13 protein-coding genes are annotated in these 20620 nt (G+C 59.2%); 9 read left to right on the top strand and 4 right to left on the bottom strand.

All coding sequences use genetic code 11. The features are described from left to right. The first annotated feature begins 47 nt into the window (after nt 1-47). From ACZ9BB_RS00380 to ACZ9BB_RS00390, 3 genes are all read left to right on the top strand, one after another. Nucleotides 48-1937, top strand: coding sequence for a DUF1302 domain-containing protein (locus ACZ9BB_RS00380; protein WP_476212063.1), 1890 nt, complete (start codon nt 48-50; stop codon nt 1935-1937). A 28-nt stretch (nt 1938-1965) separates the two neighbouring features. Further along, nucleotides 1966-3330: a DUF1329 domain-containing protein gene (locus ACZ9BB_RS00385; protein WP_476212064.1), complete on the top strand. Its 1365-nt coding sequence runs from the start codon at nt 1966-1968 to the stop codon at nt 3328-3330. Nucleotides 3331-3565: 235 nt separating this feature from the next. After that, nucleotides 3566-6304 (top strand): winged helix-turn-helix domain-containing protein, encoded by a 2739-nt coding sequence (locus ACZ9BB_RS00390; protein WP_476212065.1) that lies wholly within the window; start codon nt 3566-3568, stop codon nt 6302-6304. 119 nt (nt 6305-6423) lie between these two features. On the opposite strand, the gene ACZ9BB_RS00395 is transcribed toward ACZ9BB_RS00390, so the two are convergent. Then, nucleotides 6424-11406 (bottom strand): M10 family metallopeptidase C-terminal domain-containing protein, encoded by a 4983-nt coding sequence (locus ACZ9BB_RS00395; RefSeq protein ID WP_476212066.1) that lies wholly within the window; start codon nt 11404-11406, stop codon nt 6424-6426. 217 nt (nt 11407-11623) lie between these two features. Here ACZ9BB_RS00395 and ACZ9BB_RS00400 point away from each other — a divergent pair, with 217 nt between their 5' ends. Beyond that, nucleotides 11624-12268: an MBL fold metallo-hydrolase gene (locus tag ACZ9BB_RS00400; RefSeq protein ID WP_476212067.1), complete on the top strand. Its 645-nt coding sequence runs from the start codon at nt 11624-11626 to the stop codon at nt 12266-12268. A 104-nt stretch (nt 12269-12372) separates the two neighbouring features. Further along, entirely contained in the window at nt 12373-13098 is a 726-nt protein-coding gene (locus ACZ9BB_RS00405) for a YiaD family glycine zipper/OmpA-like lipoprotein (RefSeq protein WP_476212068.1), read from the top strand. A gap of 149 nt (nt 13099-13247) precedes the next feature. On the opposite strand, the gene ACZ9BB_RS00410 is transcribed toward ACZ9BB_RS00405, so the two are convergent. Next, the gene (locus ACZ9BB_RS00410; protein WP_476212069.1) at nt 13248-13682 is read right to left on the bottom strand and encodes a Z-ring associated ZapG family protein; all 435 of its coding nucleotides are present in this window, start codon (nt 13680-13682) and stop codon (nt 13248-13250) included. 145 nt (nt 13683-13827) lie between these two features. Between ACZ9BB_RS00410 and ACZ9BB_RS00415 the strand changes: the two genes are divergently transcribed. The 3 genes from ACZ9BB_RS00415 to zapE all read left to right on the top strand — a co-directional run bounded on the left by ACZ9BB_RS00415 (nt 13828) and on the right by zapE (nt 17025). Further along, nucleotides 13828-14460 carry an alpha/beta hydrolase gene (locus ACZ9BB_RS00415; protein WP_476212070.1) on the top strand — a complete coding sequence of 211 codons (633 nt, stop codon included), beginning with the start codon at nt 13828-13830 and terminating at the stop codon, nt 14458-14460. Nucleotides 14461-14484: 24 nt separating this feature from the next. Further along, a complete protein-coding gene (locus tag ACZ9BB_RS00420; RefSeq protein WP_476212071.1) occupies nt 14485-15840 on the top strand; it encodes a tryptophan--tRNA ligase in 1356 nt (451 codons plus the stop codon). A gap of 90 nt (nt 15841-15930) precedes the next feature. Continuing rightward, nucleotides 15931-17025 (top strand): cell division protein ZapE, encoded by a 1095-nt coding sequence (gene zapE / locus ACZ9BB_RS00425; RefSeq protein ID WP_476212072.1) that lies wholly within the window; start codon nt 15931-15933, stop codon nt 17023-17025. A gap of 132 nt (nt 17026-17157) precedes the next feature. Here zapE and ACZ9BB_RS00430 read toward each other — a convergent pair whose 3' ends face one another. Continuing rightward, complete coding sequence (locus ACZ9BB_RS00430; protein ID WP_476218160.1) at nt 17158-18054, bottom strand: GlxA family transcriptional regulator; 897 nt, start codon at nt 18052-18054, stop codon at nt 17158-17160. Nucleotides 18055-18298: 244 nt separating this feature from the next. On the opposite strand from ACZ9BB_RS00430, the gene ACZ9BB_RS00435 reads away from it, so the two are divergent. Next, complete coding sequence (locus ACZ9BB_RS00435; RefSeq protein WP_476212073.1) at nt 18299-19435, top strand: acyl-CoA dehydrogenase family protein; 1137 nt, start codon at nt 18299-18301, stop codon at nt 19433-19435. A 107-nt stretch (nt 19436-19542) separates the two neighbouring features. Here ACZ9BB_RS00435 and ACZ9BB_RS00440 read toward each other — a convergent pair whose 3' ends face one another. Beyond that, nucleotides 19543-20583 carry an NADP(H)-dependent aldo-keto reductase gene (locus ACZ9BB_RS00440; protein ID WP_476212074.1) on the bottom strand — a complete coding sequence of 347 codons (1041 nt, stop codon included), beginning with the start codon at nt 20581-20583 and terminating at the stop codon, nt 19543-19545. Nucleotides 20584-20620 lie beyond the last annotated feature (37 nt).

Here is a 20620-nt window from a genome sequence, read left to right on the forward strand (position 1 = left end):
TTTTAAAAGTACTAAGCCATAACAATAATGCACATGGAGTAGCGTCGATGACATCAGTAAACCAGTTCTGGCGCCGGGCGAAACTGCCCCTGGCGGTCAGTCTTGCTTCTTCGCTCGCCGGGCCTGCATTCGGCGTCAGTTTCAACGTCGGTGAAATCGAAGGCCAATTCGACTCATCCCTGTCGATCGGAGCCAGTTGGTCTACTCAGAGTCCCAACAAAAACCTCATCGGCGTCAATAACGGGGGCCACGGCCTGTCCCAGACGTCCGATGACGGTCACGCCAACTTCAAGAGCGGCGAAACCTTCTCGAAGATCTTCAAGGGCATCCATGACCTTGAATTGAAATACGGCGACACCGGTGTCTTCGTCCGGGGCAAATACTGGTACGACTTCGAACTCAAGGATGAAAGCCGCGAGTTCAAGGACATCAGCGACAGCAACCGCAAGGAAGGCGCCAAGTCCTCCGGCGGCCAGATCCTCGACGCCTTCGTCTACCACAACTACGCCATTGCCGATCAGCCGGGCTCCGTACGTCTGGGCAAGCAGGTAGTGAGCTGGGGTGAAAGTACCTTCATCGGCGGCGGCATCAACTCGATCAACCCGATCGACGTGTCCGCGTTCCGTCGTCCCGGTGCCGAGGTCAAGGAAGGCCTGATCCCGGTCAACATGTTCTATGTGTCCCAGAGCCTCACCGACAATCTGTCGGCCGAAGCCTTCTATCAGCTGGAATGGGACCAGACGGTCGTCGATAACTGCGGCACCTTTTTCTCCCAGCCCGACATCATTGCCGACGGTTGCGACAACAACCTGCGCGTGTTGAACAAGCGCTCGACCATCCCGGCCGTAGCGCTGGGCCCATTGGCCGCGGCAGGCGTCGATGTCAACGAAGAAGGTGTACTGGTGCGTCGTGGTCCCGACCGTGATGCGCGGGACAGCGGTCAGTGGGGCGCGTCCTTGAAATACATGTTCGATCCGCTCGATACCGAGTTTGGTGCGTATTTCATGAATTACCACAGCCGTGCGCCGATCTTCAGCGCCACGGGTGCTCCGCAATCGATCTATAACGGAGTGGCGGCATTGCCGGCGGCGTTCCGTGCGCTGGGGCCATTGGTGGTCGCAGGTAATTCCCAATACTTCGTCGAATACCCGGAAGACATCCGCCTCTACGGCCTGAGCTTCTCCACCACCCTGCCTACCGGTACGGCGTGGAGCGGTGAGATCAGCTACCGTCCGAACGCGCCGGTACAACTCAACTCCACCGACATCCTGTTCGCCGGCGTGCGTCCGTTGGGCGGCGCCCTGACCAACGCTTCGCTGCTCGACGGCGTGCCGGGTCAGGACCTGCACGGCTATCGCCGCAAGGAAGTCACCCAGTTCCAGACCACCCTGACGCACTTCTTCGATCAGGTCATGGGCGCCAGTCGTCTGACCCTGGTGGGTGAAGTAGGCGTGACCCATGTCGGCGGCCTGGAAAGTACCTCCGACGTGCGTTACGGCCGTGACCCGGTCTATGGGCCTGGTGAACTGCCCTCCACAGGCGGCCTCGACACCTGCTCGGCGATCCTCAATACCAGCACCATCAACGGTGCCGGCGCAGGTGCTGCCACCAACAACCGCAGCCGCAATTGCAACGACGACGGCTTCACGACGGCCACTTCGTGGGGTTATCGCGCCCGTGCCATCTGGGATTACAACGACGTTTTCGCCGGTGTGAACCTCAAGCCGAACGTAGCCTGGTCCCACGACGTGAGCGGTTACTCGCCTGGCCCTGGCGGCAACTTCGAGGAAGGCCGTAAAGCGGTGAGCCTGGGTCTCGATGCCGAATACCAGAACACCTACACCGCGAGCCTGGCGTACACCAACTTCTTCGACGGCAAGTACACCACCGTAGATGACCGCGACTTCGTTGCGCTCAGCTTCGGCGTGAACTTCTAAGCACTGCATTTTCAGGACGAACACATTTATGAAAATAACAAAAAGTCTATTCCACGTTGGCGTTCTGGGGCTTTCGCTGCTGGCGACCAGTGTCATGGCGGCGGTCCCGGCGGCCGAAGCGGATAAGCTGGGCAAGAGCCTGACCCCGATGGGCGCCGAGATGGCGGGCAACGCCGACGGTTCGATCCCGGCCTGGAAACCCATGCCGAAAAACGCCGGTAGCGTGGACAGCAAGGGTTTTCTGTCTGATCCGTTCGCGAGTGAAAAACCGCTGTTCACCATCACTGCGCAGAACGTCGACCAGTACAAGGACAAGCTCGCGCCGGGCCAGTACGCAATGTTCAAGCGCTACCCGGAAACCTTCAAGATGCCGGTCTACCCGTCCCATCGCGGTGCCACCGTGCCGGATGAGGTGTTTGCCTCGATCAAGAAGAACGCCACCAACACTAACCTGGTGTCCGGCGGCAACGGTCTGGAAAACTTCGAAACCGCGATCCCGTTCCCGATTCCGAAAAGTGGCGTTGAAGTCATTTGGAACCACATCACCCGTTATCGCGGCGGCAGTGTGACCCGTCTGATAACCCAGGCCACACCGCAGCCGAACGGCTCGTTCAGCCTGGTGTACTTCGAGGACCAGTTCGTGTTCCGCGACAAGATGAAGGATTACGACCCGAAAAATCCGGGCAACATCCTGTTCTACTTCAAGCAGAAAGTGACCGCGCCGGCGCGTCTGGCCGGCGGTGTGCTGCTGGTACACGAAACCCTCGACCAGGTTAAAGAACCGCGTTCGGCGTGGGTCTACAACGCCGGGCAACGCCGTGTGCGTCGTGCGCCGCAAGTGTCTTATGACGGGCCGGGTACCGCTGCCGATGGCCTGCGTACCTCCGACAACCTGGACATGTACAACGGTGCGCCGGATCGCTACGACTGGAAGCTTGAAGGCAAGAAAGAGATGTACATCGCCTCCGACAGCTACAAGCTCGATTCGCCACAACTGAAGTACGCCGACATCATCAAGGCCGGTCACATCAACCAGGACCTGGCTCGCTATGAACTGCGTCGGGTCTGGCATGTGGTCGCGACCCTGAAGGAAGGTCAGCGTCACATCTACGCCAAGCGTGACTTCTACATCGACGAAGACACCTGGCAGGCGGCTGTGGTCGACCACTACGACGGTCGCGGGCAGCTGTGGCGTGTCGCCGAGGCTCACTCCGAGAACTACTACGACAAGCAAGTGCCGTGGTACGCCCTCGAAACCCTGTACGACCTGCAATCGGGCCGCTACCTGGCCCTGGGCATGAAGAACGAAGAGAAGTCGGCGTATAACTTCGGTTTCACCGCCGGCACCGCCGACTTCACCCCGGCCGCGTTGCGTCAGGAAGGCGTTCGCTAAAACGTTGTAACCCCGAGGCCGCATCCTCGAAAAAACGCCCCGACTGGTTCGGGGCGTTTTTTTACCCATAGAGATCGTTGCAGCAGGGGGCCGGTGTGGCTGTGCGGTTTACTGACACTTCTGCTTGTAGTCTTTTTGTAGCCATTTGTAGCAATAACCTTCAATAGCTCTTCGTTTACCGCTAGGCTGCGGACATCTGCAATGCCGACATCAGCCTTTCAAACAAGAGCCGGCCATGACTGATCTGTCCCCACTTCCGGGCCCTGCAAGCGTTGTCGTCGCAGCACTGGACGGGCGCTTTTTCCGGCCTCCATTGCCCGACGGCCATGTGCTGCGACCGCGTCTGTGCGAGCGCCTGAGCACCGGGCTCGGTGGCAGGCTGTTACTGGTCAGCGCGCCGGCGGGGTTTGGCAAGAGCTCATTGGCGGTGGAGTTTTGTCAGGGATTGCCTGAGCATTGGCAAAGCCTGTGGCTGGGGTTAAGTCCACGGGACAGCGATCCCGGCCGTTTTCTTGAACGGTTGCTCGAAGGTCTTCAGGACTATTTTCCGCAACTGGGCAGCCAGGCGCTGGGGCTGCTGAAAATGCGCCAGCGTCATCAGCCGTTCGCCTTCGAAGAATGGCTGGATGGATTGCTCGATGAACTGGCTGTGCACCTTTCACCGAATACGCCGCTGCTGCTGGTGCTTGATGACTATCATCTGGCCCAGGGCCCGGTGCTTGATCGCTGCCTGCAATTTTTCCTTAATCATTTACCCGATGGCCTGCTGGTCATGGTTACCAGCCGGCAGCGTCCGGACTGGCATCTGGCACGTCTGCGACTGTCGCGCCAGCTGCTTGAATTGCATGAGCAGGATCTTCGGCTGACCCATGATGAAGCCCTGACCCTGCTTGAACGACACAGCATTTCATTGCGTGGTGAGGCGCTGGAGAGTTTGATTCAGCGCAGCGAAGGTTGGGTGGCAGGGCTGCGCTTCTGGCTGCTGGCGGCCTCCGAGGCGGGCAGCGAAGGGGCATTGCCCCAATCGCTGTACGGTGGGGAAGGGCTGATTCGCGATTACTTGCTCGAAGAAGTCATCGATAGCCTGCCCGCCGAAGTGCAGTCGTTCCTGTACGACACCGCGCCTCAGGAGCGCTTTTGCAGCGAGTTGTGCGACGCCGTGCGCGAAGCCCATGACAGTGCAGAAATCCTGCGTTTCCTGCTGGCGCATCAGGTGTTTCTGGTACCGCTGGACGAACACGGTCACTGGTATCGCTATCATCATCTGTTTTCCGATCTGCTGCGTAGCCGGCCCACCACTCAGGCGATGGTGCCGACGGCCAGTTTGCACCTGCGCGCCTGCCGCTGGTTCAACGCCCAGGGGCTACTCGATGAGGCGGTGGAGCAGGCATTGCGCGCCGGGCATCTGGATGTTGCAGCTAATCTGGTGCAAAACCTCTCGGAAGAGCAGCTGTTGGCCGAGCAGAACGTCGGCATGCTGTTGCGCTGGAAAATGGACTTGCCCGACAGCCTGCTGATCAGCACGCCACGGCTGATCGTGCTCTACAGCTGGGCATTGGGGCTGGCCTGTCAGCTGGACGCCGCCGAAGAGCTGGCCAGTCATTTGAGCCGCTTCCTGCCAGCCCCGTCGGCCACCGCGCAAAAGTCCATGCTGGCGCAATGGCTGGCACTGAGCGGGATCATTGCCCGGGGGCGAGGTAATCGCGAGCTGACGCTGCGCTATTGCACCGAAGCGCTGGAAAGCCTGCCGGCCAAGCGATATGGCCAGCGCCTGATGTGCCTCTCGACATTGTCCAATCTGGCCATCGCCGACAGCGACCTCTGGCGTGCCCGGGGGCTGAATCGTGAGTCCCTTGAGCTGGCACAACGGGTCGGTAACCCGTTGTTCGAGGCGCTGGCCCATTACGACCGCGCCCGCGTACTGCAAGCGCGCGGGGAGATTCTTCGCTCACTGGACGAAGTCCGCCAGGGCCTGCACCGCCTGCAAGGGTTATCCTCGCAACGGTTGTATGCGGTGCGCGCGCGTCTGACTTTATACGAGGGTTTTTTGCTGGCGCTACGCTTGCAACCCCAGGCCGCTCGGGCGCATTTGCAAGCGGGGTTGGGTGAGGCCCGGGCCTGTCGCGACATCAGCGTACTGATTGGCCACTGTATGATCGCTCGGCTGGATGGCAACAGCGGCGAATTCGCGAAAGCCTTCGCCGAACTCGCCGAGGCCGAGCGCCTGATGCACATCTGGGACGTTCCGCCGATCTACTATCTGGCGATGATTACCCTGGTCAAATGTGAGCTGTGGCTGGTCCAGGGGCGCACCGACCTGGCCGAAGCCTGGCTCGCGCGATTGGGTCAGACCTATAACGGCGAACACCCGGCGGCCCCTCCGGAATTCCATCCGCAACTGCCGCTGCACATAGAGCTGCAACAGGCAGTGCTGGATGTGATGAAGGGCCAGCCCATGCTCGCCGAAGGACGCTTGAACGCGCTGCATGAACACGGTCAGCGCAGCGGTCGGCAGATGCTCAGCGTGATGGCGCTGAGTCAGAAGGTCATGCTGTTATTGGCCGGCGGGCGCGAAACCGAGGCGCGCAAGGCTCTGGCCCAGGCTTTGGAAGCGGCCGCCGGAGGCGTCCTGCAACCGTTCGAGCGATTGCTGGCCGAGCACCCGGACTGGCTGCGTGGGCAACTCCAGCTCTGCGCGCCGACGGCCGTTTCGCAGAGCCTCTCGGAAAAACTTCCGGCCATGATTTCCCGTCCGATGGTGGAGTCGTCCCCTGCTGCGGAACAACTCAGTACGCGTGAACTGGCCGTTCTGCGATTGATTGCTCAAGGGTGTTCCAATCAGGAAATCAGTGATCAGTTGTTTATTTCGCTGCACACGGTGAAAACCCATGCCAGTCATATCAACAGTAAGTTGGGGGTAGAACGCAGGACCCAGGCGGTGGCAAGGGCGAAGGAGTTGGGGGTGTTGGGGTAAGGCCGTGTCTGCGGTCCTTTCACCACGGACAAAAAAACGTCCCGAACCCGTCGGGCCGTTCAATGTGTTGCAGCCCGGTTTGCTTTCACAAACCGGGCTGAGCTCATATATCGATATTGTCAGGCCACCAGGTCCTGAGCGCCGAAGGTATTGATGCCCACCAGGTGGATTTCGAAGTCGGCACCGGCGTTGCCGCTGACGTTGCCCGAAAGTACCTGATCGACGAAGCGCAACTGCCCTGCTCCGGTGAACTCATTCGAGCCGATAAAGCTGAACGCGTTGACTCCGCTGTTGGCGAGATCGGCATCAAACAGGGACAGGTCGATCTTGTCGCCCTGCAGGCTGCTGAAATCATTGATGACGTCGCGCAATGCGCCTTTGCCCACTTCACTCAAGTCGGTGAAGACAAACCTGTCCGCGCCGATACCGCCCGTGAGCGCGTCGGCCCCGAGGCCACCGATCAGCGTGTCGTTGCCCGCACCGCCGTTGAGTATGTTGTTGCCGGCGTTACCGAACAGGGAGTTGTTCAAACCGTTGCCGAAACCGACGAGGTTGGTGCTGCCGGTGAGGACCAGGTTTTCCAGGTTAACGCCCAGACTGTAGTTGACCGAGGAACGAACGGTGTCGATCTCGGAGGGCAGGGTGCTGGTCTCGGTGATCACGTCACCGGCATTGTCGACCACATAAGTGTCGTTGCCGAGGCCGCCGATCAGGGTGTCGGCACCAAGGCCGCCGTCCAGGACGTTGTTGCCGGCATTCCCGGTGATGATGTTGTTCCGCGCGTTGCCGGTGCCGTTGAGGTTGTCGTTGAAACGCAGCGTCAGGTTTTCCAGGTTGGCGCTCAGGGTGTAATCAGCCAGCGTGGACAGTACGCTGTCGATTTCGGTCAGCGAAGTGCCCAGCTCGATGATGGTGTCGCCGACGTTATCGACGAAGTAGGTGTCGTTGCCGGCACCACCGCTCATGGTGTCAGCACCGCCCTGACCGTTGATGATGTTGTTGCCGACGTTGCCGATCAGGCTGTTGTCCAGCGCGTTGCCGATCAGATACAGATCGCCGGCGCCCAACAACTGGGCGTCCTCGAGGTTGGCCTGCAAGGTGTAGCTGATCGAAGTGATGACCTGGTCATGACCTTCGTTGCTACCTTCGACGATGACGTCGCCCGCATTGTCGACCACGTAGGTATCGTCGCCGATCCCGCCCATCAGGGTGTCTGCCCCGGCCGCCCCGTTCAAACGGTCATTGCCGGCACCGCCTTGCAGATTGTCCGCCGAGGCACTGCCGAGCAGGGAGTTGTCGAGACTGTTGCCCTGCACCGTGTAACCGCCGGTACCCATCAGCCAGACGTTTTCGACGTTGGCCAGATTGCTCAGGCCCAGATTGATGGTGTTGGTTATCCCGCTCGAGGCGTAGTAGATGCGCAGGGTGTCGCTGCCTTCGCCGGTGTTTTCCTGCACCAGTGACTGCTCGCCAGCCTGATCGAGGTAGTAGGTGTCGTCACCCGCGCCACCGATCATGGTATCCAGGCCAGTGCTACCGTTGAGCACGTTGTTGCCGCTGTTGCCGGTCAACACGTTGTTCAAGGTATTGCCGTTGGCATTGATGTTGGCCGTGCCGGTCAGCACGACATTTTCCACGTTGGCGCCCAGGTTGTAGTTGATCGAGGAACGAACGGTGTCGATCTCGGAGGACAGGGTGCTGGTCTCGGTGATCACGTCACCGGCATTGTCGACCACATAAGTGTCGTTGCCGAGGCCGCCGATCAGGGTGTCGGCACCAAGGCCGCCGTCCAGGACGTTGTTGCCGGCATTCCCGGTGATGATGTTGTTCCGCGCGTTGCCGGTGCCGTTGAGGTTGTCGTTGAAACGCAGCGTCAGGTTTTCCAGGTTGGCGCTCAGGGTGTAATCAGCCAGCGTGGACAGTACGCTGTCGATTTCGGTCAGCGAAGTGCCCAGCTCGATGATGGTGTCGCCGACGTTATCGACGAAGTAGGTGTCGTTGCCGGCACCACCGCTCATGGTGTCAGCACCGCCCTGACCGTTGATGATGTTGTTGCCGCCGTTGCCGATCAGGCTGTTGTCCAGCGCGTTGCCGATCAGATACAGATCGCCGGCGCCCAACAACTGGGCGTCCTCGAGGTTGGCCTGCAAGGTGTAGCTGATCGAAGTGATGACCTGGTCATGACCTTCGTTGCTACCTTCGACGATGACGTCGCCCGCATTGTCGACCACGTAGGTATCGTCGCCGATCCCGCCCATCAGGGTGTCTGCCCCGGCCGCCCCGTTCAAACGGTCATTGCCGGCACCGCCTTGCAGATTGTCCGCCGAGGCACTGCCGAGCAGGGAGTTGTCGAGACTGTTGCCCTGCACCGTGTAACCGCCGGTACCCATCAGCCAGACGTTTTCGACGTTGGCCAGATTGCTCAGGCCCAGATTGATGGTGTTGGTTATCCCGCTCGAGGCGTAGTAGATGCGCAGGGTGTCGCTGCCTTCGCCGGTGTTTTCCTGCACCAGTGACTGCTCGCCAGCCTGATCGAGGTAGTAGGTATCGTCACCCGCGCCACCGATCATGGTATCCAGGCCAGTGCTACCGTTGAGCACGTTGTTACCGCTGTTGCCGGTCAACACATTGTTCAAGGTATTGCCGTTGGCATTGATGTTGGCCGTGCCGGTCAGCACGACATTTTCCACGTTGGCGCCCAGGTTGTAGTTGATCGAGGAACGAACGGTGTCGATCTCGGAGGGCAGGGTGCTGGTCTCGGTGATCACATCACCGGCATTGTCGACCACATAAGTGTCGTTGCCGAGGCCGCCGATCAGGGTGTCGGCACCGAGACTGCCGTCCAGGGTGTTGTCGCCGGTATTCCCGGTGATGATGTTGTTCCGCGCGTTGCCGGTGCCGTTGAGGTTGTCGTTGAAACGCAGCGTCAGGTTTTCCAGGTTGGCGCTCAGGGTGTAATCAGCCAGCGTGGACAGTACGCTGTCGATTTCGGTCAGCGAAGTGCCCAGCTCGATGATGGTGTCGCCGACGTTATCGACGAAGTAGGTGTCGTTGCCGGCACCACCGCTCATGGTGTCAGCACCGCCCTGACCGTTGATGATGTTGTTGCCGCCGTTGCCGATCAGGCTGTTGTCCAGCGCGTTGCCGATCAGATACAGATCGCCGGCGCCCAACAACTGGGCGTCCTCGAGGTTGGCCTGCAAGGTGTAGCTGATCGAAGTGATGACCTGGTCATGACCTTCGTTGCTACCTTCGACGATGACGTCGCCCGCATTGTCGACCACGTAGGTATCGTCGCCGATCCCGCCCATCAGGGTGTCTGCCCCGGCCGCCCCGTTCAAACGGTCATTGCCGGCACCGCCTTGCAGATTGTCCGCCGAGGCACTGCCGAGCAGGGAGTTGTCGAGACTGTTGCCCTGCACCGTGTAACCGCCGGTACCCATCAGCCAGACGTTTTCGACGTTGGCCAGATTGCTCAGGCCCAGATTGATGGTGTTGGTTATCCCGCTCGAGGCGTAGTAGATGCGCAGGGTGTCGCTGCCTTCGCCGGTGTTTTCCTGCACCAGTGACTGCTCGCCAGCCTGATCGAGGTAGTAGGTATCGTCACCCGCGCCACCGATCATGGTATCCAGGCCAGTGCTACCGTTGAGCACGTTGTTGCCGCTGTTGCCGGTCAACACATTGTTCAAGGTATTGCCGTTGGCATTGATGTTGGCCGTGCCGGTCAGCACGACATTTTCCACGTTGGCGCTCAGGTTGTAGTTGACCGAAGCATTCACGGTATCGATTTCGCCGACCACCGTACTGTTTTCAATAATGACGTCACCGGTATTGTCGACCACATAGGTGTCGTTGCCACCTCCTCCGATCAAGGTGTCGGCACCGGCACCACCGTCCAGAATGTTTTGACCCCAATTACCGGTAATGACGTTGTTAAGGGCATTGCCGGTACCGTTGAGGTTGCCGCTGCCCAGTAACGTCAGGGTCTCGACATTACTGCCCAGGGTGTAACTGATCCAACTCAGAGCGGTATCGATTTCCGTCGGCGAGGTGCTGCCTTCAATGACCACATCACCGACGTTGTCGACAAAATAAGTGTCGTTGCCAACGCCGCCATTCATGGTGTCGGCGCCCGCCAGGCCATTGAGGATATTATTCAGGCCGTTGCCAATCAGGCTGTCGTTGTTGGAGGAGCCCACGGCGTTTTCGATTTTTGCGCCATAAGCAATCGCCAGGCCTTCGTTGAACGCAGACAGGGTCGTGAGGTCGAGGAACGCTTTGCCGATCTGGCTGAATGCACCCTCGTTTAGGTCAATGCGCACGGCATTCAACTGGTTGCTGGCGTCGATCGTGTCGATACCGCCGGCGTCCCAGATGGTCTCGAATACTGACTGGTCATTCGCCCAGCTGTAGGTGTTGTTGCCGGCCTGCCATAGCGTGTTGGCCCCGTACAGGCTCTGGATCGCGAGGATGTCGAGCAGCATCGGCGTGGTGGGCAGATACGAGTATGAGTCGTTGTAGCTCATGACCGTGAAGCGGACATCGTCCAGCGATGCGTCAAGTACCGTGTTATTCGATGCGTTAGGTGAGAACGGGTGCTTGAGGCCGATGGCATGGCCTATTTCATGCACGAAGGTCAGGTAATCGTAAGAACCCTTGACTGGCGTGACCTCGTTCGTCCCTGGACCAATCCAGACATCTCCCGCTTTCGGTGTACTGCCGGGAGTGTAGGCCCAGGCAGCCGTCTCGCTGTCCATCAGCGTGTAACCACCAAAACGCAAGTCGCCGACATTAGTGATGGTGTCGCTGGTGAGGGTGAACGTGATATTGGCAACCGCGCTCCAGCTGCCCAGCGCACTGATCACCGCGTTTTGCTGCGCGCTTGTCAGGGCATACGCCGAGGTGTACTCATTGTCAGCGCTGTAGCTGGTCGCGAAAAAAGAGGTCGTCAGCGAAATAAAGCTATAGGTCAGATCAGTCACGCTCCCCGGCATCCACCACTTGGTGCTTTCCCATTGGGCGCCAGAAATAAGGCTGTCGACGGATTTTATGCCGGTCAGCGACGAGGACAAGCTATCGGTGTTACCAGTGGGACGAGGCATGCGAAATTCCTGAATACGCTGCGGCCTTTCCTGTATGTAGCCGCTACAAGAAAGCGATTTTGCACCAGAGCTAGCGTCAATTGATATCACGTAGCCATCATTTTTTAGGTTGATGGCGTCATAAAACTGGCGTGGCAAATCTGTATCGGCGTGCGCCAGTGAGTCTTGAGGAATGCGCGCTGGTATCCTGTTCGAAATTGACTTATCAGGGCCTCCCATGAACGCTCCGAACCCAGTGCTCATCCGCGAAACCTTCCCCGTCGGCCCCCTCCAGTGCAACTGCACCATCATCGGCGACCCCATCACCAAAAAAGCCATCGTCGTCGACCCGGGCGGCAATCACGAATTGATCCTCGCTCGCCTCGACGCCCTGGGCCTGAAGGTAGTCAGCATTATCCATACCCACGCGCACCTCGATCACTTCCTGGCCTCCGGTCAGTTGAAAGAGAAAACCGGCGCGACTTTGCATCTGCATAAAGAAGATCAGTTCCTCTGGGACAACCTGGAGATGCAGTGCAGCATGTTTGGCGTGCCCTACACCCCGGTGCCCTCGCCGGATCGCTGGTTGGCCGATGATGAAGAACTGGCTTGCGGGTGTGGCGTGGCGTTGCACACGCCGGGTCATACACCGGGTTCCATGAGCTTTTGGTTTTCAGAGGCTAAGCTGCTGATTGCCGGTGACACGTTGTTTCGCCGCGGGGTAGGGCGCACGGATTTGTGGGGCGGCGATCAGGCGACGCTCGTGCGATCGATCAAGCAGCGGTTGTATACCCTTGATGAAGAGGCAACCGTAGTGGCCGGGCATGGTCCGGACACTTGTCTGGGCGATGAAATGCGCGGTAACCCCTTTGTGCGAGCTTGAAGGACTCTGACGGAATTTTTGTCGTTGCCAGTGATCCAACGCCCGCAAAGGTTGATTGCTTAAGTCCGTTGCACCACAGAATGCAAAAAAAGTAGGAGCTCTCCATGTTCACCTCGCGTCGTTTGATTATTGTCGCTACTGCTGTGGCTCTGTTGTCCGGTTGCGCATCGCCGAACCCTTATGACAACCAGGGTCAGGCTGATGGCAGCAGCTCCACGGGCATGAGCAAAACCGCCAAATACGGTGGCCTTGGTGCCTTGGCCGGTGCGCTGGCCGGTGCTGCTATCAGCCACGATAACCGTGGCAAGGGCGCGCTGATCGGCGCTGCCGTGGTGGGTGCTTCCGCTGCCGGTTACGGTTACTACGCCGATCAGCAGGAGAAAAAACTGCGGGCCAGCATGGCCAACACCGGAGTTGAAGTGCAGCGCCAGGGCGATCAGATCAAGCTGATCATGCCGGGCAACATCACGTTCGCCACCGATTCGGCGAATATCGCCTCGAGCTTCTATCAGCCGCTGAACAATCTGGCGGGCTCGCTCAAGGAGTTCAACCAGAACCAGATCGAGATCGTCGGCTACACCGACAGCACCGGCAGCCGCCAGCACAACATGGACCTGTCCCAGCGTCGCGCCCAGAGCGTGGCGACCTACCTGACTTCCCAGGGTGTCAGCGGCGCCAACCTGTCGGCACGTGGTGCCGGGCCGGATAACCCGATTGCCAGCAATGGTGATACCAATGGCCGGGCACAGAACCGCCGCGTCGAGGTCAACCTGAAGCCGATTCCGGGTCAGGACTATCAGCAGCAGGGCCAGGTTCAGCAGTATCCGTAACGCGTCTGATTGAACCCCAGGCGTAAAAAGCCCGCCCGATCCTCAGCAGATCGGGCGGGCTTTTTGTTGGCTGCCCCATCAAATCAGAAACAAAAAAGCCCTCGAACAATCACTCGTTCGAGGGCTTTTTCATGTCGCGCGAAACCTGATTACTTCTTCAGGCCGTAATGCTCATCGAGCATGCCCGGCGCGTTCGGGGCTTTTGGAGCGTAGTCGCGAGGCGGTTCCTGGTCGCGCGGTGGCGTCAGGCGTTCCCGTGGAGACTGCACCGCGTCGGCGTGCAGGGCGGCCAGCAAGCGTTGGCGAGTCTGCTCGTCCAGGGCCAGGCGGTTGGCGCCCTCGGCGAGGTGATCCTGCACTTCCTGATAGCTCTGAGTCAGTTTCTTGACCAGGTTTGCAGTGCTGTTGAAGTGGGTGACCACTTCGTTCTGATAACTGTCAAAACGTTCCTGAATGTCATCCAGCTGACGTTGCGTGCTGCTAGGCGCGGCATTTGGCGCCAGGCGAGCGATCAGGAATCCAATGGCGACACCCACAACCAGGGCAAGAGTCGGCAACAACCAAACTAAGAGCGAGTGTTCCACGAGTCCTTCCTCTATAAACGGCTTTGCTTTACGTTAACGGCTCGAACCTGCGCTGTATACCGCGATTCACTCGCAATAGAATTGGCACAGACAATTGGCTAGACGAGTCGACCCGATTCGAGGTCACGGAGTTCCTTCCTTGCTTATGCGCGAAACCCCTGTAGTGATTGATGGCCCGGTCGGCCAACTGGAAGCCCTGTATTTGGGTAACAACGAGCAACCCCGTGGCCTGGCGCTGATCTGCCACCCGAACCCGGTGCAAGGTGGCACCATGCTCAACAAGGTCGTCTCGACCTTGCAACGCACCGCGCGCGATGCCGGTTTTATTACCTTGCGTTTCAACTACCGTGGCGTCGGCGCCAGTGAAGGCTCGCACGATATGGGTACCGGTGAAGTCGATGACGCCCAGGCGGCAGCCGAGTGGCTGCGGGCCAAGCATCCTGAAATAGCTTTGACCCTGTTCGGTTTTTCCTTCGGCGGTTTTGTTGCAGCAAGTCTCGGCGGGCGTCTGGAAGCCAAGGGCGAGCAGCTCAAGCATCTGTTCATGGTCGCGCCTGCCGTCATGCGTCTGGGTAGTCAGGATCAGTTGCCTCAGCAAGGTACATTGACCCTGATCCAGCCGGAAACCGACGAAGTCATCGATCCGCAGCTTGTTTACGACTGGTCCGACGCACTCGATCGCCCCCATGAGCTGCTGAAAGTGGCAGAATGCGGACACTTTTTTCATGGCAAGCTGACCGATCTCAAGGATCTGATCCTGCCGCGTCTTTCGAATTGATTGCAGTCTGACAAGCGATTACCCATGACGACTCGTACCCGTATCCTCACCGGCATCACCACTACCGGCACGCCGCACCTGGGCAACTACGCCGGCGCCATCCGCCCGGCGATTGTCGCCAGCCGTGACAGCAATGCCGATTCGTTCTACTTTCTGGCCGACTACCATGCCCTGATCAAATGCGATGACCCGCTGCGCATCCAGCGCTCGCGTCTGGAAATCGCCGCGACCTGGCTGGCCGGCGGCCTGGATGTGGATCGCGTGACGTTCTATCGCCAGTCCGACATCCCGGAAATCCCCGAGCTGACCTGGCTGCTGACCTGCGTCGCCGCCAAGGGCCTGCTCAACCGCGCACACGCCTACAAGGCGTCGGTGGACAAGAACGTCGAAACCGGTGAGGACCCGGATGCGGGCATCACCATGGGCCTGTATAGCTACCCGGTGCTGATGGCTGCGGACATCCTGATGTTCAACGCCCACAAGGTGCCAGTCGGCCGTGACCAGATCCAGCACGTGGAAATGGCCCGGGACATCGGCCAGCGTTTCAACCACTTGTTTGGCCAGGGCAAAGAGTTCTTCACCATGCCCGAAGCGCTGATCGAAGAGAGCGTCGCCACCTTGCCAGGCCTCGATGGTCGCAAGATGTCGAAGAGCTACGACAACACCATTCCGTTGTTCAGCAGCGCCAAGGAAATGAAGGACGCGATTTCGCGGATCGTCACCGACTCCCGTGCACCAGGCGAAGCCAAGGATCCGGACAACTCGCACCTGTTCACCTTGTTCCAGGCCTTCGCCACGCCGGCACAATCCGACGAGTTCCGCAGCGAATTGCTCCAGGGCCTGGGTTGGGGTGAGGCGAAGAATCGTCTGTTCCAGTTGCTGGACAATGAATTGGGCGAGTCTCGCGAGCGTTATCATCAGCTGATCGAACGTCCGGCAGACCTGGAAGATATCCTGCAAATCGGTGCCAAAAAGGCCCGTTCGGTGGCGACACCTTTCCTCCACGAACTGCGCGAAGCAGTCGGCCTGCGTTCTTTCGTCGCCCAGACCCAAGTCGCTGCCACCACCAAGAAGAAAGCCGCAAAAGCCGCGCGTTTTGTCAGCTTCCGTGAAGACGATGGCAGTTTCCGCTTTCGTCTGTTGGCGGCCGATGGCGAACAACTGCTGCTGTCGCGCAACTTCGCCGACGGTAAAACCGCCGGGCAAGTGACCAAACAGCTGCAATCCGGCCAGCCGCTGGACGTGCGTAGCGAAGACCTGAGCTTCAGTGTCTGGCTGGAAGGCGAGTGCGTTGCCGACAGCCCGGCCTTCGCTGACAGCACTGCTCGCAATGCTGCCATCGAGGCGTTGCGGGTTGCGCTGACGCCGGTTCAAGAATAAGCAACGGCTCGGTCCGAACAAGGGCCGATTGCCATTCCCACGGGCCGTCGCTACAGTAACGGCCCGTTTTTGTTGCCTTGCTAACGAATTATGACGCCCCTAGAACGATATCAAGCTGATCTGAAACGCCCGGAATTTTTCCATGATGCAGCCCAGGAAACGGCGGTGCGTCATTTGCAGCGCCTGTACGACGATCTGGTCGCGGCCTCGCAAAATAAACCGGGTCTGCTCGGCAAACTGTTTGGCAAGAAAGACCAGGCACCGGTCAAGGGCCTGTATTTCTGGGGCGGTGTTGGCCGTGGCAAGACCTATTTGGTCGACACCTTCTTCGAAGCCCTGCCGTTCAAGGAAAAGACCCGCACTCACTTCCACCGCTTCATGAAGCGCGTGCACGAAGAGATGAAGACCCTCGGCGGCGAAAAAAACCCGCTGACCATCATCGCCAAGCGCTTCTCCGATGAGTCCCGGGTGATCTGTTTCGATGAGTTTTTCGTCTCCGACATCACCGATGCCATGATCCTTGGCACGCTGATGGAAGAGCTGTTCAAGAACGGCGTGACCCTGGTCGCAACCTCGAACATTGTGCCGGATGGTCTGTACAAGGACGGCCTGCAACGTGCGCGCTTCCTGCCGGCCATTGCGCTGATCAAACAGAACACCGAGATCGTCAACGTCGACAGCGGCGTCGATTACCGTCTGCGTCACCTTGAGCAAGCGGAGCTGTTCCACTTCCCGCTGGACGAGGCGTCACACGAAAGCCTGCGCCAGAGTTTCCGCGCCCTGACACCGGACTGCACGCTGGCCGTAGAAAACGACGTGCTGATGATCGAAAACCGCGAAATCCGTGCACTGCGCACCTGTGAAGACGTTGCTTGGTTTGACTTCCGGGAACTGTGCGACGGGCCGCGTAGTCAGAACGACTACATCGAATTGGGCAAGATTTTCCACGCCGTGCTGCTCAGCAGTGTCGAGCAGATGAGCGTCACCACCGACGACATTGCCCGACGCTTTATCAACATGGTCGACGAGTTCTACGATCGCAACGTAAAGCTGATCATTTCTGCTGAAGTCGAACTCAAAGACTTGTATACCGGCGGTCGCCTGAACTTCGAGTTCCAGCGCACGCTTAGCCGCCTGCTGGAAATGCAGTCGCATGAGTTCCTGTCCCGGGCGCATAAGCCGTAGGATATTTCGGAAAATAAAAAGGGCCTGCATTCGCAGGCCCTTTTTTGTGCGCTGTAGAAACTATCTGGCTCACCAAGATCCCAATGGGAGCGAGCAGGCTCGCTCCCACACTTGATTGAGTTGAGTCCGGGATTACGCAGCTTGCTGAAACTGCTGCCGATATTGATTCGGCGACAACTCCGTGTGCTGGCGGAACAGCCGGGCGAAGAAACTCGCATCGTCGTAACCGACTTCATAGCTGATGGTCTTGATGCTCTTGCGACTGGCGGACAACAAGCCCTTGGCCGTCTCGATGCGCAGGCGTTGCAGGTAATGCAACGGCTTGTCGCCGGTGGCAGTCTGGAAGCGGCGCATGAAGTTGCGGATGCTCATGCCGTGTTCGCGGGCCACGTCTTCGAAACGGAATTTGTCGGCGAAGTGGTCTTCGAGCCAATGCTGGATCTGCAGGATGATCACGTCCTGGTGCAATTTCTGCCCGCCGAAACCGATTCGCCCCGGCGCATAGCTGCGCTGCACTTCGTAGAGAATGTCGCGGGCCACGGCCTGGGCCACGTTAGCCCCGCAAAAGCGCTCGATCAGGTAGATGTAAAGGTCACAGGCCGAGGTTGTGCCGCCAGCGCAATACAGGTTGTCGGCGTCAGTCAGGTGTTTGTCCTGATTGAGCTGGACCTGTGGAAAGCGTTCGGCGAAGGCGTTGAAGAAACGCCAGTACGTGGTCGCTTCCTTGCCATTGAGCAGCCCGGCTTCGGCGAGCCAGAACACTCCCGTGGCCTCGCCGCAGAGTACGGCGCCACGGGCGTGTTGCTCGCGCAGCCACGGCAGGATCTGTGGATAACGTTTGCAGAGCGTGTCGAAATCGTCCCAGAAGGCGGGGAGGATGATGACATCGGTATTTTCCAGGCCGCCGTCCACCGGCATGATCACGTCGCTGAAGCTGTTCACCGGTTTGCCGTCGGGGCTGACCAGCCGGGTTTCGAACGCCGGTGTCAGGCCGTGGCCCAGTTGTTTGCCATAGCGCAGGCTGGCCAGATGGAAGAAATCCTTGGCCTGCATGAGGGTGGAAGCGAAAACCCGGTCGATAGCCAGGATGCTGACGCGCCGCAAGGGCGTGGAGACTTGGTTAGACATAATTCAACTTTATTCTTATAGGGGAAAGTGGTCACCAGACGGCTGGATCGTCTTATTTTTTGTCGGATGTGTCCAGTGTCCTGTATCGGATGCGAGGCTTAGTCTCTGAAGATCAATTCCGTCTGACAATAACGACAGGTGCCGCATGATCCCCAGAACCTTGTTCAGCCCCGAGCACGAACTTTTTCGCGACAGCGTGCGAACGTTCCTCGAAAAAGAGGCCGTGCCGTTCCATGGGCAATGGGAAAAACAAGGCTATATCGACCGCAATCTCTGGAACAAGGCGGGGGAGGCTGGGATGCTCTGTTCGCATCTGCCGGAAGAATACGGCGGGCTGGGGGCAGACTTTCTCTACAGCGCGGTGGTGATCGAAGAGGTCGGTCGTCTGGGTTTGACCGGCATCGGTTTTTCTCTTCATTCGGACATTGTTGCGCCTTACATCCTGCATTACGGCAGCGAGGCGTTGAAACACAAATACCTGCCCAAACTGGTGTCTGGCGAGATGGTCACCGCGATTGCCATGACCGAGCCGGGTGCCGGCTCGGACCTGCAAGGGGTGAAAACCACCGCCGTGCTGGAGGGTGACGAATACGTGATCAACGGTTCGAAGACCTTCATCACCAACGGCTATCTGGCGGATCTGGTGATCGTCGTGGCCAAGACCGATCCGAAGGCAGGGGCGAAGGGCACCAGTCTGTTTCTGGTGGAGGCCAACACACCGGGCTTCGCCAAAGGCAAGCGCCTGGAAAAGGTCGGCATGAAGGCTCAGGACACCTCGGAACTGTTCTTCCAGGATGTGCGGGTGCCGAAGGAAAACCTGCTGGGGCAGGCCGGCATGGGCTTCGCGTACCTGATGCAGGAATTGCCACAGGAGCGTCTGACGGTCGCTGTGGGCGGCTTGGCGTCAGCCGAGGCGGCGTTGCAATGGACCCTGGATTACACCCGCGAGCGCAAGGCTTTCGGCAAGGCCATCGCCGACTTCCAGAACACGCGCTTCAAACTCGCTGAAATGGCGACCGAGATCCAGATCGGTCGAGTCTTCGTCGATCGCTGTCTGGAGTTGCATCTGCAAGGCAAGCTCGACGTGCCGACCGCGGCGATGGCCAAATACTGGGGCACCGACCTGCAATGCAAGGTACTCGATGAATGCGTGCAGTTGCACGGCGGTTACGGGTTCATGTGGGAATACCCGATCGCCCGGGCGTGGGCGGATGCGCGGGTGCAGCGGATCTATGCCGGGACCAATGAGATCATGAAGGAGATTATTGCGCGGTCGCTGTAAATGTCACGGTGACTGGTCGGACGCCATCGCGGGCAAGCCACGCTCCCACAGAATCAGGTGATTTCCTGTGGGAGCGTGGCTTGCCCGCGATTGGGCTTACGAATCAATCAAGGAGCCGGATTCGGCTGATCCTGGTGAATCGCCTCGATCCCCGCCAACACTTCATCGGAAAGTTTCAACTCGAAGCTGGCAATGTTGCTGTCCAGTTGCTCAAGCGTGGTGGCGCCGATGATGTTGCTGGTCACGAACGGCTGTTGCGTGACGAACGCCAGCGCCATCTGCGCCGGGTCCAGGCCGTGTTCCCGCGCCAGGGCTACGTAACGGCTGCAGGCTGCTTCCGACTGCGGATTGAAATAGCGGCTGAAGCGGCTGTAGAGGCTCAGGCGACCTTTGGGCGGACGCGCTCCACCTTCGTACTTGCCCGACAGGAAACCGAACGCCAGCGGCGAATAGGCGAGCAAGCCGCATTGTTCGCGGATGGCAATTTCCGCCAGGCCCACTTCGAAGCTGCGGTTGAGCAGGTTGTAAGGGTTCTGGATCGACACCGCGCGCGGCCAGCCACGGGCTTCGGCGAGGGCGAGGAAACGCATGGTGCCCCACGGGGTTTCGTTGGACAGGCCGATGTGGCGGATCTTGCCGGCCTTGACCTGCTCGTCCAGCGCTTCGAGGGTGTCCTCCAGCGGCGTGAGGTTGACTTCGCTCTTGTGCTTGTAGCCCAGTTGTCCGAAGAAATTGGTACTGCGTTCCGGCCAGTGCAGCTGATAGAGGTCGATGTAATCGGTTTGCAGGCGTTTGAGGCTCGCATCCACGGCCTGGACGATGTGTTCGCGATTGTGCTTGAGGTTTTTGTCGCGGATGTAGTCGATGGTGTTGCCGGGGCCGGCGATCTTGCTCGCCAGGATCCAGTCGGCGCGATCGCCGCGACTTTTGAAGTAATTGCCGATGTAGCGCTCGGTGGTGGCGTAGGTTTCAGCCTTGGGCGGCACCGGGTACATTTCGGCGGTGTCGATGAAATTGATCCCGGCACCCTTTGCGCGTTCGATCTGGGCGAAGGCTTCAGCCTCGCTGTTTTGCTCGCCCCAGGTCATGGTGCCGAGGCAGATTGCACTCACGTTCAGATCGGTACGGCCTAGCTGGCGATAATCCATCGGGTGCTCCTTGGGCAAAACAATCATAAAAGCAGGT

The organism is Pseudomonas sp. TE3552, from assembly GCF_056278945.1.

Bases quoted from the DNA above. Each gene is read 5' to 3' on its own strand.
- ACZ9BB_RS00415 (WP_476212070.1), top strand. From the start codon at position 13,828: ATGCGCGAAACCCCTGTAGTGATTGATGGCCCGGTCGGCCAACTGGAA.
- ACZ9BB_RS00405 (WP_476212068.1), top strand. From the start codon at position 12,373: ATGTTCACCTCGCGTCGTTTGATTATTGTCGCTACTGCTGTGGCTCTG.
- ACZ9BB_RS00440 (WP_476212074.1), bottom strand. From the start codon at position 20,583: ATGGATTATCGCCAGCTAGGCCGTACCGATCTGAACGTGAGTGCAATC.
- zapE (WP_476212072.1), top strand. From the start codon at position 15,931: ATGACGCCCCTAGAACGATATCAAGCTGATCTGAAACGCCCGGAATTT.
- ACZ9BB_RS00395 (WP_476212066.1), bottom strand. From the start codon at position 11,406: ATGCCTCGTCCCACTGGTAACACCGATAGCTTGTCCTCGTCGCTGACC.
- ACZ9BB_RS00390 (WP_476212065.1), top strand. From the start codon at position 3,566: ATGACTGATCTGTCCCCACTTCCGGGCCCTGCAAGCGTTGTCGTCGCA.
- ACZ9BB_RS00385 (WP_476212064.1), top strand. From the start codon at position 1,966: ATGAAAATAACAAAAAGTCTATTCCACGTTGGCGTTCTGGGGCTTTCG.
- ACZ9BB_RS00400 (WP_476212067.1), top strand. From the start codon at position 11,624: ATGAACGCTCCGAACCCAGTGCTCATCCGCGAAACCTTCCCCGTCGGC.
- ACZ9BB_RS00435 (WP_476212073.1), top strand. From the start codon at position 18,299: ATGATCCCCAGAACCTTGTTCAGCCCCGAGCACGAACTTTTTCGCGAC.
- ACZ9BB_RS00420 (WP_476212071.1), top strand. From the start codon at position 14,485: ATGACGACTCGTACCCGTATCCTCACCGGCATCACCACTACCGGCACG.
- ACZ9BB_RS00380 (WP_476212063.1), top strand. From the start codon at position 48: ATGACATCAGTAAACCAGTTCTGGCGCCGGGCGAAACTGCCCCTGGCG.